Annotated in this window: 22 protein-coding genes and 1 tRNA gene; 12 read left to right on the top strand and 11 right to left on the bottom strand. The window is 69.8% G+C overall.

What is annotated here, in order from left to right; translation table 11 throughout:
* The first annotated feature begins 4 nt into the window (after positions 1 to 4).
* A complete protein-coding gene (locus tag C2865_RS05330; protein WP_106397111.1) occupies positions 5 to 1,678 on the top strand; it encodes a S8 family peptidase in 1,674 nt (557 codons plus the stop codon).
* A gap of 49 nt (positions 1,679 to 1,727) precedes the next feature.
* On the opposite strand, the gene C2865_RS05335 is transcribed toward C2865_RS05330, so the two are convergent.
* Positions 1,728 to 2,351, bottom strand: a complete 624-nt coding sequence (locus C2865_RS05335; protein WP_106397112.1) for a hypothetical protein — start codon at positions 2,349 to 2,351, stop codon at positions 1,728 to 1,730.
* Between the two features lie 276 nt (positions 2,352 to 2,627).
* Here C2865_RS05335 and C2865_RS05340 point away from each other — a divergent pair, with 276 nt between their 5' ends.
* On the top strand, positions 2,628 to 3,335 hold the full coding sequence (locus C2865_RS05340; protein WP_106397113.1) for an alpha/beta fold hydrolase: 708 nt from the start codon (positions 2,628 to 2,630) through the stop codon (positions 3,333 to 3,335).
* A gap of 432 nt (positions 3,336 to 3,767) precedes the next feature.
* Here C2865_RS05340 and C2865_RS05350 read toward each other — a convergent pair.
* The 5 genes from C2865_RS05350 to C2865_RS05370 all read right to left on the bottom strand — a co-directional run bounded on the left by C2865_RS05350 (position 3,768) and on the right by C2865_RS05370 (position 7,548).
* Positions 3,768 to 3,844, bottom strand: a tRNA-Thr gene (locus C2865_RS05350).
* Positions 3,845 to 3,904: 60 nt separating this feature from the next.
* Entirely contained in the window at positions 3,905 to 5,401 is a 1,497-nt protein-coding gene (locus C2865_RS05355) for an alpha/beta hydrolase (RefSeq protein WP_106397115.1), read from the bottom strand.
* Positions 5,402 to 5,500: 99 nt separating this feature from the next.
* Positions 5,501 to 6,322 carry a PSP1 domain-containing protein gene (locus C2865_RS05360; protein ID WP_232835367.1) on the bottom strand — a complete coding sequence of 274 codons (822 nt, stop codon included), beginning with the start codon at positions 6,320 to 6,322 and terminating at the stop codon, positions 5,501 to 5,503.
* 21 nt (positions 6,323 to 6,343) lie between these two features.
* Positions 6,344 to 7,132 (bottom strand): fructosamine kinase family protein, encoded by a 789-nt coding sequence (locus C2865_RS05365; RefSeq protein ID WP_106397116.1) that lies wholly within the window; start codon positions 7,130 to 7,132, stop codon positions 6,344 to 6,346.
* On the bottom strand, positions 7,129 to 7,548 hold the full coding sequence (locus C2865_RS05370) for a low molecular weight protein-tyrosine-phosphatase (protein ID WP_232835368.1): 420 nt from the start codon (positions 7,546 to 7,548) through the stop codon (positions 7,129 to 7,131). Before C2865_RS05370 ends, C2865_RS05365 begins: the two co-directional genes overlap by 4 nt.
* A 139-nt stretch (positions 7,549 to 7,687) precedes the next feature.
* On the opposite strand from C2865_RS05370, the gene C2865_RS05375 reads away from it, so the two are divergent.
* Both C2865_RS05375 and galE read left to right on the top strand, forming a co-directional pair.
* Positions 7,688 to 8,944 (top strand): aspartate aminotransferase type Ic, encoded by a 1,257-nt coding sequence (locus C2865_RS05375; protein ID WP_232835369.1) that lies wholly within the window; start codon positions 7,688 to 7,690, stop codon positions 8,942 to 8,944.
* Between the two features lie 266 nt (positions 8,945 to 9,210).
* On the top strand, positions 9,211 to 10,164 hold the full coding sequence (gene galE, locus C2865_RS05380; protein ID WP_198652934.1) for a UDP-glucose 4-epimerase GalE: 954 nt from the start codon (positions 9,211 to 9,213) through the stop codon (positions 10,162 to 10,164).
* Positions 10,165 to 11,060: 896 nt separating this feature from the next.
* On the opposite strand, the gene C2865_RS05385 is transcribed toward galE, so the two are convergent.
* The 3 genes from C2865_RS05385 to C2865_RS40540 all read right to left on the bottom strand — a co-directional run bounded on the left by C2865_RS05385 (position 11,061) and on the right by C2865_RS40540 (position 15,533).
* On the bottom strand, positions 11,061 to 11,420 hold the full coding sequence (locus C2865_RS05385; protein WP_106397120.1) for a TSCPD domain-containing protein: 360 nt from the start codon (positions 11,418 to 11,420) through the stop codon (positions 11,061 to 11,063).
* A gap of 329 nt (positions 11,421 to 11,749) precedes the next feature.
* Positions 11,750 to 14,470: a VIT domain-containing protein gene (locus C2865_RS39915; protein WP_232835426.1), complete on the bottom strand. Its 2,721-nt coding sequence runs from the start codon at positions 14,468 to 14,470 to the stop codon at positions 11,750 to 11,752.
* Between the two features lie 106 nt (positions 14,471 to 14,576).
* Positions 14,577 to 15,533: a MerR family transcriptional regulator gene (locus C2865_RS40540; protein ID WP_232835370.1), complete on the bottom strand. Its 957-nt coding sequence runs from the start codon at positions 15,531 to 15,533 to the stop codon at positions 14,577 to 14,579.
* A 219-nt stretch (positions 15,534 to 15,752) separates the two neighbouring features.
* Between C2865_RS40540 and C2865_RS05400 the strand changes: the two genes are divergently transcribed.
* Positions 15,753 to 16,481, top strand: coding sequence for a nuclease-related domain-containing protein (locus tag C2865_RS05400; protein ID WP_157963574.1), 729 nt, complete (start codon positions 15,753 to 15,755; stop codon positions 16,479 to 16,481).
* Between the two features lie 72 nt (positions 16,482 to 16,553).
* Positions 16,554 to 17,444 carry an RNA polymerase sigma factor gene (locus C2865_RS05405; protein ID WP_106397122.1) on the top strand — a complete coding sequence of 297 codons (891 nt, stop codon included), beginning with the start codon at positions 16,554 to 16,556 and terminating at the stop codon, positions 17,442 to 17,444.
* Here the strand turns inward: C2865_RS05405 and C2865_RS39240 are convergent.
* Positions 17,360 to 18,022, bottom strand: a complete 663-nt coding sequence (locus tag C2865_RS39240) for a hypothetical protein (protein ID WP_157963575.1) — start codon at positions 18,020 to 18,022, stop codon at positions 17,360 to 17,362. The genes C2865_RS05405 and C2865_RS39240 overlap by 85 nt on opposite strands.
* Positions 18,023 to 18,112: 90 nt before the next feature.
* Here C2865_RS39240 and C2865_RS39245 point away from each other — a divergent pair, with 90 nt between their 5' ends.
* A complete protein-coding gene (locus C2865_RS39245; RefSeq protein ID WP_157963576.1) occupies positions 18,113 to 19,015 on the top strand; it encodes an NlpC/P60 family protein in 903 nt (300 codons plus the stop codon).
* Positions 19,016 to 19,019: 4 nt separating this feature from the next.
* Here C2865_RS39245 and C2865_RS05415 read toward each other — a convergent pair whose 3' ends face one another.
* Entirely contained in the window at positions 19,020 to 19,511 is a 492-nt protein-coding gene (locus C2865_RS05415; protein WP_106397124.1) for an inorganic diphosphatase, read from the bottom strand.
* A 246-nt stretch (positions 19,512 to 19,757) separates the two neighbouring features.
* On the opposite strand from C2865_RS05415, the gene dacB reads away from it, so the two are divergent.
* The 5 genes from dacB (at position 19,758) to ftsH (ending at position 26,206) form a co-directional block, all read left to right on the top strand.
* Positions 19,758 to 20,987 carry a D-alanyl-D-alanine carboxypeptidase/D-alanyl-D-alanine endopeptidase gene (gene dacB / locus C2865_RS05420; protein ID WP_232835371.1) on the top strand — a complete coding sequence of 410 codons (1,230 nt, stop codon included), beginning with the start codon at positions 19,758 to 19,760 and terminating at the stop codon, positions 20,985 to 20,987.
* Between the two features lie 145 nt (positions 20,988 to 21,132).
* Positions 21,133 to 22,251 (top strand): zinc-dependent metalloprotease, encoded by a 1,119-nt coding sequence (locus C2865_RS05425; RefSeq protein WP_106397503.1) that lies wholly within the window; start codon positions 21,133 to 21,135, stop codon positions 22,249 to 22,251.
* Positions 22,252 to 22,525: 274 nt separating this feature from the next.
* On the top strand, positions 22,526 to 23,533 hold the full coding sequence (gene tilS / locus C2865_RS05430; RefSeq protein ID WP_106397126.1) for a tRNA lysidine(34) synthetase TilS: 1,008 nt from the start codon (positions 22,526 to 22,528) through the stop codon (positions 23,531 to 23,533).
* A 2-nt stretch (positions 23,534 to 23,535) separates the two neighbouring features.
* The gene (hpt, locus tag C2865_RS05435; protein WP_106397127.1) at positions 23,536 to 24,090 is read left to right on the top strand and encodes a hypoxanthine phosphoribosyltransferase; all 555 of its coding nucleotides are present in this window, start codon (positions 23,536 to 23,538) and stop codon (positions 24,088 to 24,090) included.
* 151 nt (positions 24,091 to 24,241) lie between these two features.
* Positions 24,242 to 26,206 (top strand): ATP-dependent zinc metalloprotease FtsH, encoded by a 1,965-nt coding sequence (ftsH, locus tag C2865_RS05440; RefSeq protein ID WP_106397128.1) that lies wholly within the window; start codon positions 24,242 to 24,244, stop codon positions 26,204 to 26,206.
* Positions 26,207 to 26,225 lie beyond the last annotated feature (19 nt).

Consider the following 26,225-nt stretch of genomic DNA (forward strand, 5'->3'; position numbering starts at 1 on the left):
GGGAATGCGGCACGTTCTCGTCAGCACATCCACGGCGGTCGTCGTCGGGGCCACCCTGCTCACGGTTCCCGTGCGGGCGGAACCACAGGCCGAGCAGGAGTACGTCGTCCTCTACGAGGAGGGAGCGGCCCCCGACGCGGCCCGTGCGGCCGTCAGAGCAGCCGGAGGGCGGGTGGTCGAGGAGAACACCGCCCTCGGCATCGCGATGGTGCGCACCACCGACCGGCGGTTCCTGCAGCGGGTGGACGCCGCCTCGCTGCTGGAGGGCGCCACCACCAACCGGGTCGTCGGGGCGCTGCCCGGCGCGGCCGAGAAGTTCGCGAACTCGCCGGAGAGGCTCTTCGGGACGGGCGCGCCGCCCAGCCCGCCCAAGCCCCGTCCCAGGACGAGGAAAGAGCCGCTGAACGCGCTCCAGTGGAACCTCCGGCAGATCGGCGCGGACCGGCTGCACCGCCTCGAACGCGGGGACAGGCGCGTGCTCGTCGGCGTCATGGACACCGGCATCGACGGCGACCACCCCGACATCGCGCCGAACTTCAACCGGAAACTGAGCCGCAACTTCACCGTCGACGTCCCCACGGACGCCAACGGCAAGAAGCTCGACGGCCCGTGCTCGGAGGAGTCCGACAAGTCCTGCAAGGACCCGGTGGACGTCGACGAGAACGAGCACGGCACGCACGTGGCGTCCACCATCGCCTCGCCCCGCAACGGCAAGGGCGTCGCGGGCGTCGCCCCGAACGTCTCGCTGGTGAACCTGCGCACGGGCCAGGACTCGGGCTACTTCTTCCTCAAGCCCACCCTGGACGCCCTGGCGTACGCGGCGGACAAGGGCATCGACGTGGTCAACATGTCGTACTACATCGACCCGTGGGCGTGGAACTGCCTCGACAACCCGGCGGACAGCGCCGAGGACCGGCTCCAGCAGAAGACGGTCATCGAGGCGACCAACCGGGCGCTGCGCTACGCCCACCGCAAGGGCGTCACGCTGATCTCGGCGGCCGGCAACGGGCAGGCCGACTACAGCAAGGAGGTCACCGACGCGTCCAGCCCGAACTTCGCGGTGAAGGCCGGCCAGAAGCCGCGGGAGCGGAAGATCCCGCCGAGCTGCGTCTCCCAGCCGTCCGAGGGCGACCACGTCATCTCCGTCTCGTCCACGGGGCCGACGCGGCGCAAGTCCTACTTCTCCAGCTACGGGCTCGGTTACGTGATGTTCGCCGCCCCCGGCGGCGACAAGCTGGACAACAGGGCCAGGAAGGTCGACGACAAGGGCGGCATCTGGGCCGCCTACCCCGAGAACGTGGCACGCGAGAACAACAGGCTCGACGCCAAGGGCAAGCCGACCGTCTCCTACGTCATCCGGCAGGGCGGCGCCTACTACGTCTCCCTGCAGGGCACCTCGATGGCCGCGCCGCACGTCGCCGGGGTGGCTGCCCTCATCATCAGCCGCTTCGGCAGGCCCGCGCCCGGCGGCGGGCTGACCATGGACCCGCGGAAGGTGACGGCGCGGCTGCGCGCCTCGGCCGTGCCGCGCCCCTGCCCCACCCCGGCGAACCACAAGTACGAGTGGGTCACCGCCACGGGCGAGACGGGCAGCACCACGCAGAAGTGCGAGGGGACCCGTGCCCGCAACGGGTTCTACGGCGTCGGGATCGTCAACGCCGTACGCGCCGTCCGCTGAGCGACCGCGTCCGGGCGGTGGGGGCGGTTCCCGCCCGGACGCGGAGTTCTCATACCTCGATGTCGTCGCGCATGGCGACGAACACGGAGGCCGCGGTGGCCAGATCGCTGTTGGGGATCAGCGCCACGCCCGCGGTGTTCTCATCGGCCCAGCCGCAGACGACGTTGCCGGTCTCGGCGAGCGAGGCCAGGAAGCACTCGACCGAACCTCCGTACTTGCCGGGCTCGTACGGCTCGGCGGTGATGTTCCCGTGCGTCCAGCCGATGTGCTCCAGCAGCCCGCGCCACAGGTGCTGCCGCCGCGTGCTCGTCTCCTCGGGGACGTTGTCGACCGCGATGACCAGCACGGGTTCGTCCTGCGCCGGGACCTCGTAGTTCTCCATCACCAGCGTCATGTCGGGGCGCATCTCGCCGGGGTCGACGACGACGCCGCTGACCGCGCCCTGCCCCGTGAGCTTCACCAGCCCGCCGGCCTGCTCCGCCGCCGCCACCCGCCGCGCCTGAGGCCGGGTGTCCAGCGGCACCTGCTGCTCCGGCACGTCGACGCCGGTCTGCGCCGTCGCCCGGCTCGACGGCTCGCCCGTAGGCCCACCGGTCCCGAGATCCGCGTTGAACGTGCAGGCGCTCAACAGCCCCGCGCCGACGAGAGCCACCACGGCCTGTGCGATACGCATGTTCTTCTCCAGTCCCTGTTCCCGGAGAACCCTGCCGCCCCACCCCACCCGCCCCCCAGTGAGCAGCGTCCCTTCCCTCCCGGGACGCGTCCCGCGGCCGTCCCCACCGCACTGAGACCTCCGGAACCGGAACAGGCCCGTGGTGCGGTCCGCACGTGCCGCCGTTTCCCGATGACCGCCCGGCAGGCGCCTTCAGCACCCGGAACCGGGCCGCACCGTATCCGGGTCACCGTCGCCCGATGTCCGAACGCGGTGACAGGTTGGTACCTTTCGGACATGGAGATCATCCTGATTCCGGGGTTCTGGCTCGACGGCTCGTCATGGGACGAGGTCGTTCCTGTTCTGGAGGAGGCGGGCCACCGCGCCCACGCGGTCACACTGCCGGGGATGGAATCGAAGGGCGCGGACCGCTCCGGGATCACGCTGCGCGACAACGCCGACGCGGTCGTCAAGTTGATCGACGCCCTGGACCCCGCCGACGCGATCGTGCTCGTCGGGCACTCCGGAGGCGGTGCGGCGGCCCAGGCCGCGGCCGACGCCCGTGCCGACCGCGTCGCCCGTGTCGTCTATGTGGACACCTGTCCGCTCAACGACGGCACCGCCGTCAATGAGGACCTCCCCGCCGTCGGCGGAGAGGTCCCGCTGCCGGACTGGTCGTTCTTCGACGACGAGTCCCTCGTCGATCTCGACGAGGGGACGCGCGCGACGTTCCGCGAACGGGCGATCCCCACGCCCGTACACGTCGCACGCGATCCACAGCGGCTCTTCGACGAACGCCGCCACGGCATCCCCGTCACCGTCATCGCCTGCGAGTTCCCGAGCACGACACTGCGGGAGTGGCTGCGACGGGAAGAACCCATGTTGCGGGAGCTGGCCAAGGCCCGCGACCTCACATGCGTCGACCTGCCCACGGGCCACTGGCCGCAGTTCACCCGTCCCCATGACCTCGCTCAGACGATCCTGTCGAGCATCGGCCCGACCTGATCGTGCAGCCGGGCAGAGCCGAACCGCCGGGCGATCACCCAAGGGGCATCCCCCGTGCCGAAGCCGAAGGGAGTCTCGCGTCGTCCGCGAGGAGCCAACCGGGTGGCGGTGGGATGCGGCCTCATCGCCAGACGGCCTCCCAGCCCAGGCTGTGGTCCGAGGCCGCGACCCGGATGAAGATCTCGAAACTGCGTGTGAACGGGGTGACGGGAAGCTCGAAGTCGAGCCGCTGCTGTCCGAAGCATCCTTCGCCACCCGCACCCTGACGATGGACGTGCAGGCCGCCGGACTTGGAGCAGTACCGACACAACGGCCGTTCTTCACGACGGGCCGAAAGAAGGCGGTCGGCCGGCTCGGAGGAACCGAAGACCCGGGTGCCGGGCCCGGAGAACGACCAAGGCCCTCCCCGATCACGGGAAGGGCCTTGCGAGCTGGAGCCGCCTAAGGGAATCGAACCCTTGACCTACGCATTACGAGTGCGTCGCTCTGGCCGACTGAGCTAAGGCGGCAGCTCCGGCTTCAGCCGGTGCGGGTAGCAGTCTACAGGGTCGGGCAAGTGCGTGGGCGGATCAGGGGCGGCAGGTGGTGCCCGAGGCGGGTGGGGTGGCTTTGACCAGGTAGGAGTCGACGGCGGAGCTGATGCACTTGGAGCCGGTCAGGTAGGCGGTGTGGCCGTCGCCGTCGTAGGTGAGCAGGACGCCCTTGTCGAGCTGGGAGGCCAGGTTCTTGGACCACTGGTAAGGGGTGGCGGGGTCGCGGGTGGTGCCGACGACGAGGATGGGGGCGGAGCCCTTGGCGTTGAGGGCGCGGGTGGGCTCGGTGGCCTTGGCGGGCCAGTAGGTGCAGGGGAGGGCGCCCCAGACGATGAACTCGCCGAAGCGGGGTGCCTCCTTGGCGGCGCGGGCGGCCTGCCGCCTGATCTCGTCGAGGCCGCCGGTGGGCTTGTCCACGCAGTTGACGGCCATGTTGCTCTCGGTCTGGCTGGAGTAGGTGCCGTTCTCCTCGCGCTCGACCAGGAGGTCGGCGAAGCGGATCAGGGTGCTGCCGTCACCGGCGAAGGCCTGGGTGAGGGCGGAGCGCAGCAGCGGCCATGCCTCTTTCTGGTACAGGGGGGTGGCCAGGCCGAGGGTGGCGAGGGACTCGGTGACCTCGCGGGAGTCGGTGCCGTTGGTCAGCGGCCGCCGGTCGGTGGAGTCCAGCAGTTTCTTGATCTTCTTCAGGCCGGCGTCCACGTTGTTGCCCAGGGGGCATTTGTCGCGCTTGACGCAGTCGGCGGTGAAGGCGCGCAGGGCGGTCTCGAAGCCCTTGGCCTGCTGGAGGTTGATCTCGGCGAAGGACGCCTTGGGGTCGACCGCGCCGTCCAGCACGAGGGCGCGGACGTTCTGCGGGAACAGCTCGGCGTACCAGGCGCCCAGGTAGGTGCCGTAGGAGGCGCCGTAGTAGGTGAGCTTCTCGTCGCCGAGGGCCTGGCGGATGCGGTCCATGTCGCGGGCGGCGTTGCGGGTGCCGACGTGGGGCAGGAGCTTGGCGGACCTGCTCTGGCAGCCCTCGGCGAATCCGCGGCTCTCCTCGGCCAGCTCGTCGATCTCGCCGGCGTCGTCGGGGGAGACGTCGGTGGCCAGGAACTCGTCGAGCTGCCCGTCGGTCAGGCACTCCACGGGGTTGCTCTGGCCGACGCCGCGCGGGTCGAAGCCGACGAGGTCGAAGCGCTGCTGGAGCTGCTCGCCGAACGAGGCCGCGCTGGAGCGGAGGAAGTCGACACCGGAGCCGCCGGGGCCGCCGGGGTTGGTGAGCAGGGAGCCGATCTTCTTGCCCTTGGCGGGCTGCCTGATCAGGGCGAGGGTGAGCTGCTCGCCGTCCGCGTCGGCGTAGTCGAGCGGCACCTGGAGCTTCGCGCACTGGAACCCGCCGCCGCAGTCCGTCCAGTCGAGGGCGCCGGGCGCGGCCGGCACCTGGACGACGGAACCGCTCTGCGGCGCCGTCCCCGGCTCGGCGTCACTCCGTCCGGTGCAGGCCGCCGCCAGCGCCAAGGCCACGACCCCCGCGGCCACTCCCCGTACTCTCACGCCCGCGCCCCTGTTCGTCGATGTGCCCCTCCATGGTTACATCACCCCGCCGACAAACCGTTAGTCCCCGCACGCGTACTGTCCGTGATGTCGGAAAGGTCAGTCGGAATAGCGCTCGTCGTGCTGCTGCCGGGGCGAGCAGACCGACGCCGACGGGCAGGAGCAGCGCCGTCCCGAGTCCAGCCTGACGGTCACCTGGTCGGACGGGACGTTGAGCCCGACGACCCGGCCGGGGCCCTCGGGCGTGGCGACCTCGGCGCCCATGGAGGGCATGCGCTCCCTGGCCTCCTGGTAGAGCGGGTGCTCGTACTTCAGGCAGCACATCAGCCGCCCGCAGGCGCCCGAGATCCGCAGGGGGTTGACCGGAAGGTCCTGGTCCTTGGCCATCCGGACGGTCACCGGTTCGAAGTCCTTCAGGAACGTGGCGCAGCACAGGTCGCGTCCGCAGGGGCCGATGCCGCCCTGCAGCCGCGCCTCGTCGCGCGGTCCGATCTGGCGGAGCTCGACGCGCGCCTGCATCCCGCGGGCGAGGTCCTTGACCAGCGCCCGGAAGTCGACCCGTCCCGGAGCGGAGAAGTACAGGCGGTAGGTGTTGGCCTCGTTCAGGTAGTCGATCCCGATCACCTTCATCGGGAGGCCGTGCTGCCGGATGAGCTTCTTGGCGATCGCCTTGCCCTCGGCGCGGCGGATCCGGTTGGCCTCGTCGCGGGCCAGGTGCTCGTCCGTCGCCGGCCCCTCGCAGACGGGCAGGCCGTCGAGGTCGTCGGTGACGTACTGGGGCGCCCAGACGCACTCGGCGACCTCGGGGCCGTACTCGGTGGGCACCAGCACCCGGTCCCCCACCCGGGGGGTGTGCTGCCCCGGATCCAGGTAGTAGAGACGTCCATAACGGGTGAAGCTGACAGCCATCACCATGCCCATGAACATCACATTACTTGGCCGTTAAACGGACCTCGCGGCGGCCAACGCGCTTTCCCGGTACGAGCCCCCGTACAGGACGCAGTGCACGAGCAAAGGGTGAAGCTGGTGCAGAGGGACGCGTTCGTGCCAGCCTTCGGCCAGTGGAGCGGCTTCGTCGTACGCCTTCAGGAACGCGTCCAGGTGTGATGTGCCGAAGAGGGCGAGCATCGCGAGGTCCGTCTCGCGATGGCCGCCGTGCGCAGCAGGATCGATCAGCCATCCCCTGCCCCGCGAGTACAGGACGTTGCCGCCCCACAGATCGCCGTGGACGCGCGAAGGAGGCTCCTCCGGTTGCTCGGCACGGTTCAGTGCCGCCTCCACCTCCCGGACGTCCGAGGAGGTGAGGACGCCCTGGTCCCGTGCCATCCGGGCGTACGGCAGCACGCGGCGTTCGGCGTACCACTCCCGCCAACCGCCGTCCACGGGAGAGTTGTCCAGCGGAAGGTCGGCGATGTTCCCGGGCCAGTCGGCGCCGAACCGGGGAGCACCGCGCCGGTGCATGCCCGCCACGGCCCGCGCCGTCTTCTCGACCATCGGCACGGTGGCGGGTTCGGCCGGCAGCCACGGCAGGACGAGAAAGTCTTCGCCCACTTCGAGAACCTCCGCGGACGGGCCGCCCAACCAGCGCAGCCCGCTCGCCTCGGCCGTGAAGTCGCCGCCCTTCTTGACGAAGACCTCGCGCCCGTCTTCCAGAGACGCATGGTGCAACGTCCAGGAGTGGCTGCGTCCCAGATCCCGCAACCGTACGACGCGGAGGCCGAGGAGCCTCACCGCGACGCCTTGCGCACCTCGTCCAGCAGCCCCGGCATCGCGGCCTCGATCAGCTCCAGGCACTCCTCGAAGCCGGTGTCGTCGCCGTAGTACGGGTCGGGAACGTTCAGATCCACAGCCTGTGGATCGTAGGAGCGCAGCAGCCTCACCTTGGCCCGCTGCTTTTCCCGCGGAGCGAGCGCCCGGAGATCGCGGTAGTGCCCCTCGTCCAGGGCGATGACAAGGTCGTAGTGGTCGAACCAGTCCTCACGGAACTGCCGCGCCTGGTGCGCGCTCGTGTAACCGCCGCGCTGGAGCATCCGCACCGTCCGGTGGTCCGCAGGGTCGCCGGCATGCCATCCGTCCGTCCCGGAGCTGTCCACCTCCACATCCAGGCCCTCGTCCTCGACATGCTTCCTGAAGACGTGCTCGGCCATCGGGGAGCGGCAGATATTCCCTGTGCAGACAAAGGTCACGCGGTACGTCATGCCACCAAGAATGCCCGGCTCAGCTGATCGCGCGAACCGTTTGGATATCCTGCCTAAGCCAGGACCGGCATCTCCAGAGGGACGCGTAGTGACTTCTCAGACAGTGGCCGAACTCCACGAACAGGCTCGCCAGGACTACGAGGCCTTCAAGGCCCGTGGGCTGAAGCTGGACCTCACCCGGGGGAAGCCCGCGCCCGCCCAGCTCGACCTCTCCAACGAGCTGCTGACGCTGCCCGGCGAGGGCGTCTACAAGTCCGCGGACGGCACCGATCTGCGCAACTACGGCGGGCTCACCGGCCTCCGCGAGCTCTCCGAGATCTTCGCGGAGGGGCTCCAGGTGCCCGCTGAGCGGCTGCTGGCGCTCGGCAACGCCAGCCTCACCCTCATGCACGACACCGTCGTCCACGCGCTGCTGAGCGGCGTCCCCGGCGGCACCGGGCGTTGGTCGGACGGCGAGCGCGTCGCCTTCCTGTGCCCCGTGCCCGGCTACGACCGGCACTTCGCGATCTGCGAGCGCTTCGGCATCGAGATGATCCAGGTGCCGATGACGGCCGAAGGCCCCGACATGGACGTCGTCGAACGGCTCGTCGCCGAGGACGCCACGATCAAGGGCATCTGGTGTGTGCCCAAGTACAGCAACCCGTCCGGCATCTCCTACAGCGACGAGGTCGTGCGCCGGCTGGCCCGGATGCGGACGGCCGCCCCCGACTTCCGCGTCTTCTGGGACAACGCCTACGCCGTCCACCACCTCACTGACAAGCCCGCGGAGATCCTCGACGTCCTCGCCGAGGCCGAAGCGGCCGGGAACCCCGACCGGGTGTTCGTCTACGGATCCACCTCGAAGGTGACGTTCGCGGGCGCCGGCGTGGCGTTCTTCGGCTCGTCCGAGGCGAACATCAAGTGGATGACGGGCTTCCTGGGCAAGAGCACCATCGGGCCCGACAAGATCAACCAGCTGCGGCACGTGCAGTTCCTCAAGGACGCCGAAGGACTGGCCGCGCACATGCGCAGGCACGCCGAGATCGTCCGGCCGAAGTTCGACGCCGTCGACGACATTCTCACCCGGGAGCTCGGCGGGACGGGCCTGGCGGAGTGGACGAAGCCCGAAGGCGGCTACTTCATCAGCCTGGACGTGCCGGAAGGCTGCGCCAAGCGCGTCGTCCAGCTGGCCAAGGAAGCGGGCGTCGCGCTGACCCCGGCCGGCGCCACCCACCCCTACGGCGACGACCCGGCCGACCGGACGATCCGGATCGCGCCGACCTACCCGATCCCCGCCGAGCTCGACGTGGCGATCGAGGGCCTGGCGACCTGCGTCCGGCTCGCCGGGTACGAAAAGCAGCTCTGAGGCGAAGACCGACGGGGAGGGCCCGGCCGCGTCCGGGCCTTCTTCGTCATCGGGGGACGCTCTGCGCCGTCTCCACCGGCATCGCGTAGCCTCGCGCCTGGCAGCCGGTGCCCAGGACGGCCATCGTGAGCAGGAGCGCCATCATCAGGCACGGACCCTTCATGGTTTCCTCCCGTTTTCGTGCGCCTCGCTGATTCTGCTCTCAGCCGGTTGTGAACTACTTGGGAAACCTTTGGAAGCCCGAACGGGCAGGTTGGAGGATGGTCATGAAGGTGCTCGTCACAGGAGGAGCCGGCTACATCGGGTCGGTCGTCACGGCGCAGCTGCTCGAAGCCGGGCACACGGTGACGGTGCTGGACAACCTGACGACCGGTGTGGCCGGAGCCGTACCGGAGGGCGCACGGTTCGTCCAGGCGGACATCAAGCAGGCCGGAGACGTCCTCGGCGAGGGCGGATACGACGCCGTCATGCACTTCGCGGCCAAGTCGCAGGTCGCCGAATCGATGGCGAAGCCCGAGCTGTACTGGGACAACAACGTCTCCGGGACGCTCAGCCTGCTCGAAGCGATGCGCCAGACGGACGTGTGCCGCATCGTCTTCTCGTCCACGGCCGCCACGTACGGGATCGCAGGCGACGAACCGATCACCGAGGACACCCCCGCCGTCCCCATCAACCCCTACGGCCAGTCCAAGGTCGCCGTCGACTACGCGCTCCAGGGCGAGGCGGCCGCGCACGGCCTGGCCGCCATCAGCCTCCGGTACTTCAACGTCGGCGGCTCCTACGCCGGTTTCGGAGAGCGCCACGACCCCGAGACCCACCTGATCCCCAACGTCCTCCGCGTGGCCGCGGGCCTGGCCCCCTCGGTGAACCTCTACGGCACCGACTACCCGACTCCGGACGGCACCGCCATCCGCGATTACCTGCACGTCGCGGACCTGGCCGAAGCCCATCTCCTGGCCCTGGAAGCCGCCGCTCCCGGCACGCACCGCGTCTACAACCTGGGCAGCGGCACCGGCTACTCGGTCAACGAGGTCATCACCACCGCCCGCGACGTCACCGGCCACCCCATCCCGGTGACGACCTTCCCCCGCCGCGCCGGTGATCCCCCGATCCTCGTCGCCTCCTCCGCCCGCATCACCGCGGACCTCGGCTGGAAGGCCCACCGCTCCCTCCACGAGATCGTCACCGACGCCTGGACCTTCCTCCGGTCCACCCTCTGACCCGTCCACCCGGCCACGGCGTCTTTTCCCCCGCCCTCCGCACGTCCGACGGCGGTCACATCGACGACCCCACTCGGCGCCGACGCCCCCGGAGCCGTGACCGGCGGCTGCACCGACGCCCGCCAGACCTGCCGCCGCAGCACCGAATCCCTTCGAAGCCCGAACGCCGGTGAAAGGAACCAACACACGAGCGGATCCGCGCCTACAGGGCTGCACTTATGGTGCGAGGCCATGTTCACGGTGCGGGGCGACGTTTTGCGGGGCCGTGCCTGCAGTGCGGAGCCACGTCTACGGTGCGGGACGACGCTTCCGGAGAGGGGCCGCACCTACGGAGCAGGAGCGCACTTACGGTGCGGGGTCATGTCTACGGTGCGGGGACGTGCTCACGGTGAGGGACCGTGCTCACAGTGCGGGGTCACGTCTACGGTGCGGGTGACGCTTTCGGAGAGGGGCCGCACCTACGGAGCAGGAGCGCACTTACGGAGCGGGGTCACGTCTACGGTGCGGGACCATGCCTATGGGACAGAGGTGCACTTACGGAGCGGGGCCATCCTACGGAGCAGGACCGCGTCCACGGAGCGGGTCACGTCTGCGGGACAGGGGCGACGCTTCCGGAGCAGGGCCATGTCCACGATGCGAGGCCGCGTCTGTGGAGCAGGGGCGTACTTACGGAGCGGGCCGCGCTCACAGAAGCAGAGTCGGGTCTACGGTGCGGGGTCATGCTTACAGAGCAGAGGCAGATCCTTGGAGAGCGGCCGCGCGTCCGGAGGGGGCCTTGCGACTGGAGGCCCCGGGTACTGCCGCTACCGGGCGGCTCTTGGCGTCTTTGAGAGGCCTGGCATAGATGCGGCCGTGCCGCTGGAAAGGAGCTTTCCGGCAGCACGGAGTGGGCGGTGTCAGCTGTTCGGAGCCTGGGTGTAAGCGTCGGGCCACGGGGAGCCGGGTGCGGAAATGCCTAGCTTGTGACGTTCTTCCGGGGTGAGGTGATGGAACGCCAGACGGCGGGCCACGTGGTCGGCGACGGATGACGCCGAGGGGACCAAAGAGTCGCCGGTGGGGCCGTGCGGGACGAAACGGAGGTCCAGGAGCTCCTCGACCAGGGGGTAGGCGGGAACACCCGAACGGAGGGCCACCGTCAGGACGGTGGACAGCGTCTCGGCCAGCCCCGCGGTCGTGGTGCCGGGCTCACCCCAGGTGATGAGGACCTCGGTCTCTGAAGTCTCGATGCGCGCCGGAACGCCGCTGCTCGTCGTCACCCGGTGAAGGTACTCCCGAACGCCGACAGAACCGGCTGTCGACCCGCCGAGGGCGCATCAAGGAGAACGGACTGCGTTCGTCCGGCGGGGTTCGATTCGACTTGCCTCCTTGCAGAAGGCCTCCTGAGCCGGGATTCGTTCGGCTCGACGCGGAGAACCGGAAGCGGGTTCGTTCCGCAGGGCGGAGAAATCTCTCGAACCGGTCCGTTCAGTTGGGCGCAGAGGTTTCGAGCCGGATCCGTAGGCGGGTGTCGGGCTCTTGGGGAGGCCGGTCCGGGGGAACCGGCCTCGGAGCGGTGTTTCGGGACTGATGCGGTGGTCGGGAAGGGTCAGCGCTTCCAGAAAGGGCGCTTGCGGGGGCGGGTGAGGGCGGTGAGGGCCTCGATGAGGCGCGGCCAGAGGGAGAGGGGTGCGGGGGAGGACTTCAGCTCTTCCAGGAGAGAGGCCAGGTCGGGAAGGGAGAAGGACTCCAGGCGGGTGACGAGGTCGGACAGGTGGCGGAGCCGGTCTTCGGCGGGGGCGTCGGTGAGGTCCTTGAGGCGGGAGAGCTCCAGTTCCAGGAGCGGGGTGACGTCGGGCGCGGGGGGAGGGGGAAGCGGGGCGCCGGTGATGGGGACGTGGAAGGTGGGGGGCGTGGGAGCACCACCGAATGCGCCGGGGGCGCCGCTGGGAGCGGGACCGCTGGGGGCCGCAGGGGCGGCGGGGGCGCTGCCGGGACGGGGTCTGGCTCGGAGGAAGGCTGCTCGGGGGGTTCCACCGGGTGCGGGGGAAAAGGGCGCTGCGGCCATCATCGGGGCGGCGGCGGGGAGGGCGGTAGGGGCGCTCTCCCGTTGCCAGCCCTGGGGGACTTCGACGGGCTGGGTCACCTGGTGGGGGGTGTCCCCGGAGGTGACGATCCTTGAGTCGATCGCGACGAAGGCCGTGAAGCGGCAGAGGACGCCGTGCTTCAGCGAAGTGGCTACCAGGCGCTGCTCGAGTTCGTCAGACGGGCGGACGGTGTAGGAGTCCTCCAGGTCGCGGAGGTGGGCCCTGGCCCAGATGGTGGTGGTGGCGGGATGGGCGACGACCCGTCCGGTCAGGGTCCGGCGCCACTCGTCGGAACCGGCGGCCGACGGGGCTTCGGTTGTTCCGGGAGCGTCGGTCTGCACGGCTTGGGCGTCCGCGGAAGAGGGAGTTCCGTGCGGCTGCGCGGACGGGGAGCCGGTCCGTGCGGATGGGGTGGGCCGGGCGTCCGTCGGGAGAGCCGCGGCTTGGCCGTCGTCTCGCTGGTGCGTGGTGTCGGCGGGGAGGAGCACCGGCTGGGAGGCGGGGCGGACGGCGGTGAGGGTGAGAGGCGCCTGACTGCCGCGATAGCGGCCGGAGAGGACCAGGGGGACGCCGGGGAAGAGGGAGGGCGGTCGGGAGGGGGTGAGGGTACCGGGAAGGATCTCCAGGCCGGCGGCGGGGTGGAGGGCGATCCGGGTGAGGACGGGAGCGGCGATGCGGTGGTGGATGTGCTCCATCGCGGCGTCGAGGCGGTCCTCGGACTCGACGAGTTCGCAGCGGCCCTGGCCGTGGGCGGCGAGCCTGCCCAGGAAGCCGGCGTTCACGGCCTGGTCGATGCCGACGGTGTGAACGCGGATGCCGTTCAGGGCGGAGGGGGACAGGGCGGCGAGGATCTGGTCCTCGTTGCCGACCTGGCCGTCGGTGACCAGGACGACGACCCTGTCGCGGGCCGGATCGGCGAGCAGTTCGACGGCACGGGTGAGGGGGGCGAGGATCTCGGTGCCGCCCCTGGCGTGCAGGATCGCGAGGTGCTCGACGGCGCGGAAGCGGTTGCGGTCGCCGGCCTCCACCAGCTCCGGGGGGAGGCCTTCGGGGTGCTCGACGACGTGGTCGAAGGAGAGCACGGCGAACCTGTCGTGGGCCTGGAGGCTGTCGACGATCCGGGCCGCGGCCCGCCGGGCGGCGATCATCTTCCAGCCCTCCATGCTGCCGGACCTGTCGATCGCCAGTACGACGTCCTTGGGCAGGGCGGGGCCCGCCTGCCCCGGCACCAGTGTCAGCGTGAACGTCCCCTCACCCCCTTCGTCCCCGACGGAGTCCGGGACGAAGACCAACGACTCCACCAATCCCGTCCCCGCACCACCGACGAAGCCCGAGCGCCGGTCGGCCTCGGAATCCGCGTTTTCGTTGGAAGTGGAGTGCCGCGGGACATCGGGGCCCACGCCTTCGACGGAACCGGAGTCCTGCGGGACATCGGAACCGGCGTCTTCGGCGGAAGCGGAGTGCTGCGCGGTGCCGGGAGCCGGGGTGGGAGGGGCGTAGGGGAGGCGGAGGATGAAGTCGCGGTCCAGGCGTTCGCCGGGGGCGAGGCGGAGGGCGCCGTCTTCGGCGGTGACGGTGTGGAGGCTGGAGGCGACGGGGCCGAGCGGGAGGCCTGCGGGGTCGATGTCGGCGGTGATGCTCAGGGCGACCGGGTTGGGGAATCCGGGGAGCAGGATGGGCGGGGTGATGCGGGAGGCGTCGGGGACGGCGGTGGTGTCGGGGATGACGCCGCTTCCCGCGGAAGGCCCGCCCAGCGGGTCGCCGGGGATGTAGCGGGGGGCCACCACGAGGGGGAAACGAAAGGTGGCGGCGCCGTCCTCGTAGGGGAGCGGCTGGTCCAGGGTGAGTCGTACCGTCACGCGTTCCCCGGGGAGGATGTTGCCCACCCGCATGGTGAAGACGTCGGGGCGGTCCTCTTCGGCGATCGCGGCGCGCCGGCCGGAGGCGATGGCCTGGTCGTACTCCTCGCGGGCCGCCGCCCGTTCCTTCAGTTCCGCGGTGACGACCCTGCCGTCGGCCTCCATGCGCAGTGCGGTGACGGCGGCGCGGTCGGGCAGAGGGAACACATAGGTCGCGTCCAGCGGCTTCTCGAACGGGTTGCGGAACCCCTGGGCGACCTTGACGCGGGCGGCCAGACCGGTGATGGCGGCGTGGACGTCGAGGGCGTCGAGCGGAAGGTTCCCTTCGGCGGTGGCGAGTGCGCCGAATCCCGCCTCGGGAACCGGGGACGAATCCATCGGCATGATCTGCACGTTCACATGGGCCTCCCTGGCGACGTTGCTGCGGCGGCCGGACGCGGATGCGACGACCGGTGTCCCGGCGGTGACACGCCACCACCGGGGGGTCGGGCTACAGGTGGAGTTCGCCCTCCCTTCGCGCGGTCGCCGCCGGGAGCCCGCGTTCGGCGAGTTCCCGCAGCAGTGGTTCCGCCGCCGCCCGCAGGGCGGCGAGATCCTCGCCGTCCAACGCCGAGGTCTCCAGGAGCAGCGTCACACCCGGTGCGAGCAGGACCCCTTGCATCGCCACGATCCGCACATCACTCGTCTCGGGCTTTCCGGAGAGCTCCACCGCCGCCGTCCACCGGATGTCCGGTGAGGCGGCTTCCGAGGCCCCGTCCGAACCGGACCCGCCGTCTGAGACTTCTGTGCCGGACCCAGCCCCTGGGTCGCTCGCATCGGGTGCCTCGCCTGCACCGGACACCCCGCCCTCGGTGTCTGCGGCACCGGACGTACCTGTCGTCTCGTCCACGGTGTCGGTTGCCTCATCTGTGCTGCCCGAACCGGGTGCCCCGTCTGCAGCGCCGACGGCACCGGCCTTCCTGTCCACGATGTCGGCGGCACCGAGTGCCCGGGCTGCGGCGTCTGCCTTTCCGGTGCCGGTCGCAGGGCGGCCGCCGGAGGGAGTGCTCTGCGAGGGGCCGGGAGCGGTGGTGGCATCGCTCGGAACGGCGGCCCAGAAGCGGCGGACAGGGGACGGAGGAGCCGCTGGGGGAGGAGTGCGAAGGCCTGGAAAGGGGCCGGTGATGGCGAGGAGGGTTTCGGAGGGGGCACCGGTGAGTTCGGCCTGGATCTCGGCGAGAGTGCGGCCGGCGGCCTGGCGGCGTTTGACCGCGACGAGCTGGAGCAGGTGGCGGCCGGTGTAGCGGGCCGTGCGGCCCTGCCGGAGCGGAGGGTCGAGCAGCCCGAGGGTGGCGTACCAGCGGATCAGGCGCTCGTTGGGGACGTCCTGGACGCGGCCGTTCACCTCGAGGTCGGCCAGCGCGGCGGCTGCGCGCTCGGCCAGTTCGGAGATCGTCCACGTGTCCATGCTGCAATGATGACACTGTAATGATGACAGTGTCAATCCAGTGCTGCCATATCGGGTGTGACGGAACGCCAAGATGATCCACACCGAGGGTGACGCCGACCTGCTGGCGCGGAGACTGTCGGGAGTGTCGGCGTTTGGGGTCGGCGACACCGGCGGGGCGGGCGGAAGTCCTTGAATGCGGAGGTCGGGGGCAGCACGCTGGGCGCGGGGGTGAGGCCGGTGCGGTGGACCGAGGCGGGGACGGCGGGTGCTTCGGCGTGGGCTCGGTACCGGCGGCTCTCGTCGCGGACCGAGAGATTCGTGGTCTCGGCGGTGCTCGGTGTGGCCGGCGGAGTGGTGGTCGCGGGCCTGCTCGACTGGCGTCCCGCGCTGGCGGTGGGCGCCGCGCTGGCCGCCGCGCACTGCCTGTCCGGCTACTTCGCACCCGGGGTGGAGACCAACTGGCGGCGCGGCGCCCGTGCGGAGCGGCGTACCGGACGTGATCTGGCCCGGCTGGGACGTGGTTACAGCGTGCTGCACGACCGCGAGATCCCGCGGTTGGCGGCCACCAATCTCGACCATCTGGTCATCGGCCTGACCGGTGTCTATGCCGTCGCCACCCGCAGGGTCCGTCGCGGCGCCCGGGTCTGGACGGACGAGGAGCGGTTGTGGGTGGGGGAGCGGCCCGCGAAGGACCTGGAGACGGCGATGGTGCTGCTGGCCTCGGAGCTGGTCGCGGAGATCCTCTCGGACGAACTCGACAGCGAGATGGACGTCGTCCCCCTCGTCGCCGTCCAGGCGGGTCGGCTGGCACCGGAGGGATGTGAATACGGCGATGTCACTTTTCTCCGAGGGCGGACGATTCCGGGGTTCATCAAGTCGCACCCGGTCATCTACACCACGGCGCAGGTGGCGACGATCTCCGAGGCGGCGGAACGCCTCTTTCCTCCGATGACGTGGGAATTCTAGGGAAGGCCCGGCCAGAACAGAACAGAACAAGCGCTGGAGAGCGGGCGGGAAAATGCCCTAGGTTTCCCGTCCATGAAGGAGAGCCCGCTCGTCGAGGCACTGCGTTCCCGTGACCCGGACGCCCCTGCTGTCGTTTATGACGCTTATGCCGCCAGGCTTTACGCATATTGCTGGTTTCGTCTGCTCGATCAGAACGCCGCCCAGGCGGCGCTGCGCGACACGTTCATCGTCGCCGAGGCCCAGATCGCAAGGCTGCGCGATCCCGCGGACCTGGCGCCCTGGCTGTACGCGATCGCCCGGGTCGAGTGCTCGCGCCACACCGGCCTCATCGACGGCCGTCCCGACCTCGTGGTCGCCCGACACGACCAGGACGACGTCGACCGGCGGACGGTCGCCTGGCGGTCCCTCGGTTCCCTGTCTCCGCAGGCCCGTGAACTCCTGGAACTGGGGTTTCGCCACCGCCTGCCCCCGCGGGGGCTCGCCGCGGTCCTCGAACTCCCCCGAAGGCGGGTCAAGAGGATGCTCGCGGAGGCGGAAGAGGACCTCCGGCTGGCCCTGACGGCCGAGATCCTGGCCAGGCTGGGTCCGCACGGCTGCCGGGGTCGCGGCGACGTCCTCGCCGAACGTGTCGCCGGGGAGCTCGATCCCGGTGTCAGGGCGAAGCTCCTGGCCCATGCCGGGCACTGCGATCTCTGCGGGAGCCGTACGCCGTCGAAGGACTTCTCCCCGGCGAAGGTGCTGGAATTGTCGCCTTACGCACGCCCGTCCGCCGCGCTGAGGGTGCGGGTGATGAACTGTTTCACCGACCCGGAATTGCAGGGTTACCGGCTTTTCGTCGCGACGCGTACCGCCGAGTTCAATGCCGCCGGTTTTCCGGGTCAGTCCCGTGGTATGCCCGTCTCCGCCGGTTTTTTCGGAATGATGGGGAGAAGCCTTCCCGTCAGGAGAAACATGATCGCCTGAATGGTGTGAGTGAGGCCGATCCCCGGGTAGGCATCCTCCGGTGAGCAATCGACTACGCACAGTGATTGCTCACGAATGTTCGGCATATCGGACAGGAGGAAAGCGTGACGCAGCCATCTCGAAGCCTGGCAGTGCTCGTGACCGGCGCTCTCGTCGCGGTGGGGACGCCTGTGCTGGCGGTCCCGCCGGAGCCTTCCCATACCAAGGATCTGGCCGAGAGCAGACAGACCGTCCGTGACAAAGAACACCGGGCCGAAAGGGCCACGACCCGGCTCAGACAGGCGAAGGCCGAGCTGGCGAAGCTCGGCGAACGCGCCGAGAAAGCGCAGAAGCGGTACGACGAGGCCGCCACGGCGCTGAAGCGAACGCGCGGGGCCCTTGCGGAGGCCCGACAACAGGTGCGGACGGCCGAGACGAAGAATGAGGCGGCGCAGGCCGAAGCCGAATCCGCCCGTCCCGGAACCGCGCCGGTGGAAGCCGCACCGGCAGAAAGCGTACAGCCCGAAGACGCAGGGCCGGCGGACGTACACGCCGAGGAGACGCAGGTAGAGGCGACAGAACCCGAAGAAGGCGAGCACGGCGGACAGGAGGCCTCTGGGGAAGGAGCAGCCTCCCGTTACCTGCCGCACTCGCCTTACACGGACTACGCCCGATACCTCGCACGCACCGTGACCACCGAGACCGCGGAGAAGGACCAGGCGGGAGAGGAGGCCGAAGAAGCGACGAAGCCGGAAACCGCCGAGGAGGCGGCGGACGAGACGACCACCGAGGATGCGCGGGACTCCGAGAAGGCGGAGGACACCGAGGAGACCCGGAAGGTCGAAACCGAGTCCGAGGCGCCGTACGTCCAGCAGGACGCTGTTCTGGAGAAGCTGGAGACGGCTCACACGAAGGCCCTTTCGCGACGAGCCGAGGCGCGTCGTACATACGAGGACCAGAAGAGGGAGTTCGCCGCCGCCGAGCAGGCCAAGAAGGAGGCCGACAAGGCGTACGAAGAACAGAAGGAGGAGGTCTCCAAACTCCGCGCGCAGAAGAAGCGGCTGCTCTCCACCCTCGCCCGGAACGAGAACGGAGTCGTCTTCCTGGCGGACAGGCGGGCCGAGAACAACAAGACGGCCGTCGCCAAGCTGAAGAAGGGCAAGAAGCGGCACTTCGCACGTGGCGCGGCCCGCGGAAGGCTGGTCGTCCAGTCCGCCCTCAAGTGGATCGGCACGCCCTATTCATGGGGTGGAGGCAACGCCTCCGGTCCCAGCTTCGGCATCGGACGCGGTGCCAGGACGCGCGGCTTCGACTGCTCCGGGCTGGCCCTCTACGCCTGGGCGCAGGCGGGGGTGAAGCTCGACCACTACACGGGCTCGCAGTGGAACTCCGGCCCGCGCATCCCGCTCAGCATGGTCAACCCTGGCGACCTGCTCTTCTTCGCCGGCAACACCAAAGATCCCGACACGATTCATCATGTCGGGATCTTTGTTGGCCGCGGCCGGATGGTGGAGGCGCCCTACACGGGGGCGCGGGTCCGGGTGACCTCCATGTGGCGCAAGAGCCTCATCGGGGCGGTCAGGCCCGCCTGACGGCTCAGTGGCCGCCCTGGTCCTGGAAACGCTTGCGGGAGCGGAGGATCTCCTCTTCGGCCTCGACCCGGCCGACCCAGTTGGCGCCCTCGACGGACTTGCCGGGCTCGAGGTCCTTGTAGACCTCGAAGAAGTGCTGGATCTCCAGCCGGTCGAACTCGGCGACGTGGTGGATGTCACGCACGTGCTCGAAGCGCGGGTCGGTGGCCGGCACGCACAGCAGCTTGTCGTCACCGCCCGCCTCGTCGGTCATCCGGAACATGCCGACGGTGCGGCACAGGATGAGGCAGCCGGGGAACGTGGGCTCCTGCAGCAGGACCAGGGCGTCCAGCGGGTCGCCGTCCTCACCGAGGGTGTTCTCCACGAAGCCGTAGTCGGTGGGGTACTGGGTGGAGGTGAACAGCAGGCGGTCGAGACGGATGCGCCCCGTCTCGTGGTCCACTTCGTACTTGTTACGAGAGCCCTTGGGGATCTCGATAGTCACGTCGAATTCCACTGTTTCCTCCGCTTGCCAGTTTCTGAAGCTGCCCGCGTGTGATGCGTGGCTCATGGGGTGTTGTGTGTATACAAGGATGTCGCACTCCGGTGATAGTTCTGGACGGGGAAGAGGTAAGTCATGGCGGCCATCGATCGGCCCGTGGCCGTGGTCACTCTCTTCCTGCTCCAAGTCTTCGCCGTGGGTGCGAGCGCCGGTGTAGTGAAAATCACACCAGAGCGGGAACTCTCTCCACAACCGGCCAGTGTGGCCCACAGGGAGATCGTAGTTCCCGGCAAGACCACGCAGGGTACCCGCGATGCGCGGATCTCGGGAGCGCAGCTGGCCGAGAGGCTCGGGAAACTCGATCCCAAGGGCCGGATCATCGGCGTGGTGCTGGACGGGGAGACCCGCGAGAGCCTGTTCGACGCCCGTTCCGGCCAGGCCGCGGTGCCGGCCTCGACCACGAAGATCGTGACGTCGACGGCGGCGCTCACCGCGCTCGACCCGGCGGCGCGGATCACCACGAAGGTGGTGCGCAAGGGCGACAGGCTGGTGCTGGTCGGGGGAGGGGACCCCACGCTCTCCTCCCGCGAGCGGCCCGAGGACTACCCGGGCCCCGCCTCCGTCGCCGAGCTGGCCAAGAAGACCGCCGACGCGCTCAAGGCCGGCGGCACGAACGGCGTCACCGTCGACTACGACGCCTCGCTGTACTCCGGCTCCGTGCTGGGCCCCGGCTGGAAGCCCACCTACGTCACGGAGGGGAGCGTCGCCCCCATCTCGGCGCTGATGGTGGACAACGGGAGGGTCGCCCCCAACCCGTGCGAGGGGACGCTGCCGGCCGTTCAGGACGGTCCGAAGCGCGCCACGCAGGTGTTCGTCAACTGGCTGAACCGCTACGGAGTGCAGGCCTCGGTGGGCCGTCCGGGCTCGGGAGAGGGCGGTCGGCCGGTCGCGGACGTGCAGTCTCCGACCGTCTCGGCGCTGGTCGAGCACCTCATGGACTGCAGTGACAACGAGGCCGCGGAGGCGCTGGCCCGGCAGGTGGCCCTGAAGAAGGGGCGGCCTGCGAGCTTCGACGGCGCCGCGCGGGCGATCCGCGACGTTCTGCAGTCACTGGGAGCCGCCCAGGGCGTGGAGACGCAGGACGGCAGCGGCCTGTCACCGCTCAACCGCATCACTCCCCTCGGGCTCGCCAAGATGCTCTCCACGAACGTCTCGGGCGACCGCAAGGCGCTGCGCACGGTCATCACCGGCATGCCCGTCGCAGGTTTCAGCGGCACCCTCTCCGAACGTTTCCTCGGCACGCAGGGCGCGGGCGTCGTCCGGGCGAAGACGGGCACCCTCAACCATGTCGCGACCCTCGCGGGCGTCATCCAGCACAAGAGCGGACGCCTCCTCACCTTCGCCTTCATGGCCAACGGGGCGGCGGACCTGAACGCGGCCCGCTCCACCCTCGACGCGATGGCCACCGCCGCCGCCACCTGCGACTGCTGACCGGCCGAGAGATATGCGTGCTTCGGGGCGGGTGTCCAGGTTGGTGGCGGGGTTTCGGGGAACGCCTCAAGGGATCGGCGCGTTAGTCCGTACAGTGACAGGCCCGTCCGGGCGGGTCACGGTGGAGGGAGCAGGCGTGAGCGGCATGATCGACTGGGGTACGGCGGTCCAGACCGGCGCCCGCCTGGTACGGCCCGGCCCGCAGGTCTCCGCGACGGAGGCCCGGGCCGTCGTGATGGAGCTGCGGGAGCTGTCGGGCGTGGCGGAAGGGCACGTGCGGGAGTTCACCCGCATGGACGTGCCGCCGTCGACGCACCCGGCCACCGTGGTGGACCGTCCGGGATGGATCAAGGCGAACGTCGAGGGCTTCCGGGTGGTCCTGGAACCCCTCGTCGACCAGCTCTCGCAGCGCCGCACGGTGCCGTCGGGGCCGATGGGGATCGCGGCCGACATCGTCGGGCCGCGCGTCACGGGCATGCAGATGGGGGCGATCCTGGCCTACATGGCCAGCCGCGTGCTGGGCCAGTACGAGCTGTTCCTGCCGCCGGACCCGTCCGGAAAGGCGCCCGCCGGACGGCTGACGCTGGTCGCGCCCAACATCGTCCACGTCGAGCAGGAGCTCTCCGTCGACCAGCGGGACTTCCGGCTGTGGGTGTGCCTGCACGAGGAGACGCACCGCGCCCAGTTCACCGCCGTGCCCTGGCTGCGCGCCTACGTCCAGGAGCAGATGACGCAGTTCCTGCTCGCCTCCGACCTCAGCCCGACCGAGCTGTTCGACCGGATCAAGGACGCCGCGGAGGCCGTGGCCGACGCCGTACGCGGCGGCGAGTCCACCCTGATCGACGCGATCCAGACGCCGGCGCAGCGCGAGATCCTGGAACGGCTCACCGCGGTGATGACGCTGGTGGAGGGCCACGGCGACTTCGTGATGGACGCGGTGGGACCGGAGGTCGTGCCGTCCGTGGCGCAGATCCGCGCCAAGTTCAGCTCGCGGCGCGGCGGCGGATCCAAGATCGACAAGGCGATGCGGCGGCTGCTCGGCATCGACCTGAAGATGAAGCAGTACGCGGAGGGCTCGCGTTTCGTCCGCCGGGTGCACGCCGAGATCGGCATGACCGGCTTCAACAGGGTGTGGACGTCGCCCGAGACGCTGCCGACGATGGCCGAGATCAGCGACCCGTCCCTGTGGATCCGGCGGGTGGGCCTTCCTCCGGTCGGCGGCGAGATCCTCTCGCTGGAGAAGCCCAACGGCACGGAGTCCTGACCCGCGGCCCGTCCGGCGAACCCAGGCTCGAGTCCTCCTGAGGGCCGTTCGGCACGCGCCGCGGGCGGCGAGCCACCGGGCTCGCTTCCCCGGTGGACGGCTCTGTGCAGTGGTGGCCGCCGGGTTCGCTCATCCCGGCGGACGGCTCTGTGCAGTGGTGGGCCGCCAGGTTCATGTCCCCTGTGGACAACCGGTGGGACGGGCTCCGGGCATGGCACCCTGAAGACCTGACCGGTTCGGCGGGGCGGCCCGCCGCGAGGACGGGAGGTCGGCTTTGGGTCCGGATCCCGCTGTGGCCACGGCGCGTTCAGCGGTACGGGAGGCGCTGGGCGGGCAGCCGCCGGGCGGCCTGGTGCTGGTGGCGTGCAGCGGTGGGGCCGATTCGCTCGCTTTGGCGGGTGCGCTGGCCTTCACAGCGGTCAGGATGGGACTGCGCGCGGGGGGCGTGACGGTCGACCACGGGCTGCAGGAAGGGTCCTCGGAACGGGCCGGTGAGGTCGTGAAGGCGTTGAGCGGTCTCGGCCTCGAACCCGTGGAGTCCGTCTCCGTCTCGGTGGGACGTGCGGGAGGGCCGGAGGCCGCCGCGCGCGAAGCCCGCTACACGGCGCTGGACGAGGCAGCGGAACGGCTCGGGGCGCGAGCAGTCCTGCTGGGGCACACCCTTGACGATCAGGCCGAGACGGTTCTCCTGGGGTTGGCGCGCGGCTCGGGGGCACGGTCCCTGGCGGGGATGGCTCCGCGTGCCGGACGCTACCTCAGGCCGTTCCTGGGGCTCACCCGCGCCGAGGTGAGGAGGGCGTGCCTGGCGATGGGGCTCGCGCCCTGGGACGATCCCCACAACGAGGACCCGGCGTACACGCGGGTACGGGTCCGCAGGGAGGTGCTGCCGCTCCTGGAGCGGCGACTCGGCCCCGGCGTCTCCGAGGCGCTCGCGCGCACCGCCGCCCTGCTGCGGGAGGACGCGGACGCGCTCGACGGATGGGCCGTCCGGGCCCTGGAAGAGGCGCGTGATTTCGAACACGCGCTGGACGTCCGGGCGCTGGAGGGCCTGCCCCCGGCGGTGCGTTCGCGGGTGCTGCGCCGGGCCGCGGTGGCGGCCGGAAGCCCCGCCGGGACGCTCGCCGCGGTGCACGTCGCGGCCGTGGACAGGCTGGTCACGGCCTGGCACGGGCAGCGCGGCGTGGACCTGCCCGGAGGGGTCAAGGCGATCCGGCGGTATGGCAAGCTGCATTTTGGTCCGGCCGGAGTGGCCGTGCCGGGGGAGAAGCGACGGAAGGCGTAGGGGTGGAAGAGAAGGACCTGGGCAACGACCTGGCCAAGGTGCTGATCACGGAGGAGCAGCTCCAGGCGAAGATCCGGGAGCTGGCCGAGCAGATCGACACCGACTACGCCGACAAGGACCTCCTGCTGGTCGCGGTGCTCAAGGGCGCGGTGATGGTCATGGCCGACCTGTCGCGAGCCCTGCGCAGCCACGTCTCGCTGGACTTCATGGCGGTCTCCTCCTACGGCTCGGGCACCAAGTCGTCGGGGGTCGTGCGCATCCTCAAGGATCTGGACACCGACATCTCGGGCAAGCACGTGCTCATCGTCGAGGACATCGTCGACTCGGGGCTCACGCTCTCGTGGCTGATCGACAACCTCCGGACGCGGCAGCCGGCGAGCCTCGAGGTGTGTGCGATCATGCGTAAGCCGGAGGCGGTCAAGACCGAGATCGACGTGAAGTACATCGGTTTCGATATTCCGAACGAGTTCGTCGTGGGTTACGGGCTGGACTATTCGGAGAAGTACCGCAACCTCCCCTTTGTTGGGACACTTGCCCCGCACGTGTACAGCAACTGATCGCGGGGAACATCCCGGGCCAGCCGTTCGTTGGGATGACGCTGGGGAGATCGCTGGCTGCATGTTTCGCTTCGCCCGGTGTACCTTCAGTAGTTAGCTTTCCGCAGATGTTGGTCAGGAGGGACGGGCCCCGTCCGGGGTTGCCGCACATATGGACGTGAAGCGCTACTTCCGCGGACCACTGCTGTGGGTCCTTCTCTTCGGTGTGCTGGTCGCCCTCGTCATGTGGGGGGTCAACCCGGGGCAGACCTACGAGAAGGTCGACACCTCCACGGTGGTCTCCGCCATCCAGAAGGGCCAGGTGAAGTCGGCGAAGATCGTCGACAAGGACCAGGTCATCCAGATCACCACCACCGACGGCAAGCACGAGCAGGCCAGCTGGGTCGGGGGCCAGGGCGTCAAGCTGCAGGAACAGCTGCAGCAGCAGGTCCAGGCCGGCAAGACCCAGTCCTACCTGGTCGACGTTCCCAAGCAGAGCGTCTTCCTGAGCCTGATGTTCAGCCTGCTGCCGATGATCATCATCATCCTCATCTTCCTGTTCATCATGAACCAGATGCAGGGCGGCGGCTCGCGGGTGATGAACTTCGGCAAGTCCAAGGCCAAGCTCATCACCAAGGACACCCCGAAGACCACCTTCTCGGACGTCGCGGGCGCCGACGAGGCGATCGAGGAGCTCAAGGAGGTCCGCGACTTCCTGCAGAACCCGGCCAAGTTCCAGGCGATCGGCGCCAAGATCCCCAAGGGCGTGCTGCTCTTCGGCCCTCCCGGCACCGGCAAGACGCTGCTGGCGCGCGCCGTCGCCGGCGAGGCGGGGGTGCCGTTCTACTCGATCTCCGGTTCCGACTTCGTCGAGATGTTCGTCGGCGTGGGCGCCTCCCGGGTCCGTGACCTGTTCGAGCAGGCCAAGACGAACGCCCCGTCGATCATCTTCATCGACGAGATCGACGCGGTCGGCCGCCACCGCGGCGCCGGCCTGGGCGGCGGGCACGACGAGCGCGAGCAGACCCTCAACCAGCTGCTGGTCGAGATGGACGGCTTCGACGCCAAGGCCGGCGTCATCCTGATCGCCGCCACCAACCGGCCCGACATCCTGGACCCGGCGCTGCTGCGTCCCGGCCGGTTCGACCGCCAGGTGACGGTGGACCGCCCCGACCTCGAGGGCCGCAAGGGCATCCTGCGCGTCCACGGCCGCGGCAAGCCGTTCGCGCCCGACGTCGACCTCGACATCATCGCCCGGCGCACCCCCGGCTTCACCGGCGCGGACCTGGCGAACGTCATCAACGAGGCGGCGCTGCTCACCGCGCGCTTCGACCGCAAGCTCATCGACATGGAGACCCTCGAAGAGGCGATCGACCGCGTCATGGCAGGGCCGGAGCGCAAGACCCGGGTCATGTCCGACGCGGAGAAGAAGATCATCGCCTACCACGAGGGCGGCCACGCCCTGGTCGCGCACGCGCTGCCGAACGCCGACCCGGTGCACAAGGTGACGATCCTGCCGCGCGGCCGGGCCCTCGGCTACACGATGACCCTGCCGATGGAGGACAAGTTCCTCACCACCCGCTCGGAGATGAACGACCAGCTCGCCATGCTGCTCGGCGGCCGGACGGCCGAGGAACTCGTCTTCCACGAGCCCACCACCGGCGCGTCCAACGACATCGAGAAGGCCACCTCGATCGCCCGCAACATGGTCACCGAGTACGGCATGAGCGAGCGCCTCGGCGCCCGCAAGTTCGGCAGCGGCGGCGGCGAGGTCTTCCTCGGCCGCGACATGGGCCACGAGCGCGACTACTCCGAGAACATCGCCTCGGCGATCGACGACGAGGTGCGCCGCATGATCGAGGGCGCCCACGACGTCGCCTGGGAGATCCTCACCGAGTACCGGGACGTGCTGGACCACCTGGTGCTGGAGCTGATGGAGAAGGAGACGCTCAGCAAGGACCAGGTGCTGCAGATCTTCGCGCCGATCCGCAAGCGCCCGCACCAGAAGTCCTACGTCGGCTACGGCAAGCGCCTTCCGTCCGACCGGCCCCCGGTCATGACGCCCAAGGAGCTCTCGCTGACCGGCCCCGCGGACGCCAAGGCCGTGGAAATGCCTACCGGTGAAACGGACAACTGACGGGTCCGCGTAGAGTGTC

This window comes from Actinocorallia populi (genome assembly GCF_002995495.1).
GTDB classification, from domain to species: domain Bacteria; phylum Actinomycetota; class Actinomycetes; order Streptosporangiales; family Streptosporangiaceae; genus Actinocorallia; species Actinocorallia populi.

Excerpts from the sequence above, each read along its gene's own strand:
- C2865_RS05330 (WP_106397111.1), top strand. The coding sequence starts at position 5 with ATGCGGCACGTTCTCGTCAGCACATCCACGGCGGTCGTCGTCGGGGCC.
- C2865_RS05335 (WP_106397112.1), bottom strand. The coding sequence starts at position 2,351 with ATGCGTATCGCACAGGCCGTGGTGGCTCTCGTCGGCGCGGGGCTGTTG.
- C2865_RS05340 (WP_106397113.1), top strand. The coding sequence starts at position 2,628 with ATGGAGATCATCCTGATTCCGGGGTTCTGGCTCGACGGCTCGTCATGG.
- C2865_RS05360 (WP_232835367.1), bottom strand. The coding sequence starts at position 6,322 with ATGGGCATGGTGATGGCTGTCAGCTTCACCCGTTATGGACGTCTCTAC.
- C2865_RS05370 (WP_232835368.1), bottom strand. The coding sequence starts at position 7,548 with ATGGCCGAGCACGTCTTCAGGAAGCATGTCGAGGACGAGGGCCTGGAT.
- galE (WP_198652934.1), top strand. The coding sequence starts at position 9,211 with ATGAAGGTGCTCGTCACAGGAGGAGCCGGCTACATCGGGTCGGTCGTC.
- C2865_RS39915 (WP_232835426.1), bottom strand. The coding sequence starts at position 14,470 with ATGCCGATGGATTCGTCCCCGGTTCCCGAGGCGGGATTCGGCGCACTC.
- C2865_RS40540 (WP_232835370.1), bottom strand. The coding sequence starts at position 15,533 with ATGGACACGTGGACGATCTCCGAACTGGCCGAGCGCGCAGCCGCCGCG.
- C2865_RS05405 (WP_106397122.1), top strand. The coding sequence starts at position 16,554 with ATGAAGGAGAGCCCGCTCGTCGAGGCACTGCGTTCCCGTGACCCGGAC.
- C2865_RS05425 (WP_106397503.1), top strand. The coding sequence starts at position 21,133 with ATGATCGACTGGGGTACGGCGGTCCAGACCGGCGCCCGCCTGGTACGG.
- ftsH (WP_106397128.1), top strand. The coding sequence starts at position 24,242 with ATGGACGTGAAGCGCTACTTCCGCGGACCACTGCTGTGGGTCCTTCTC.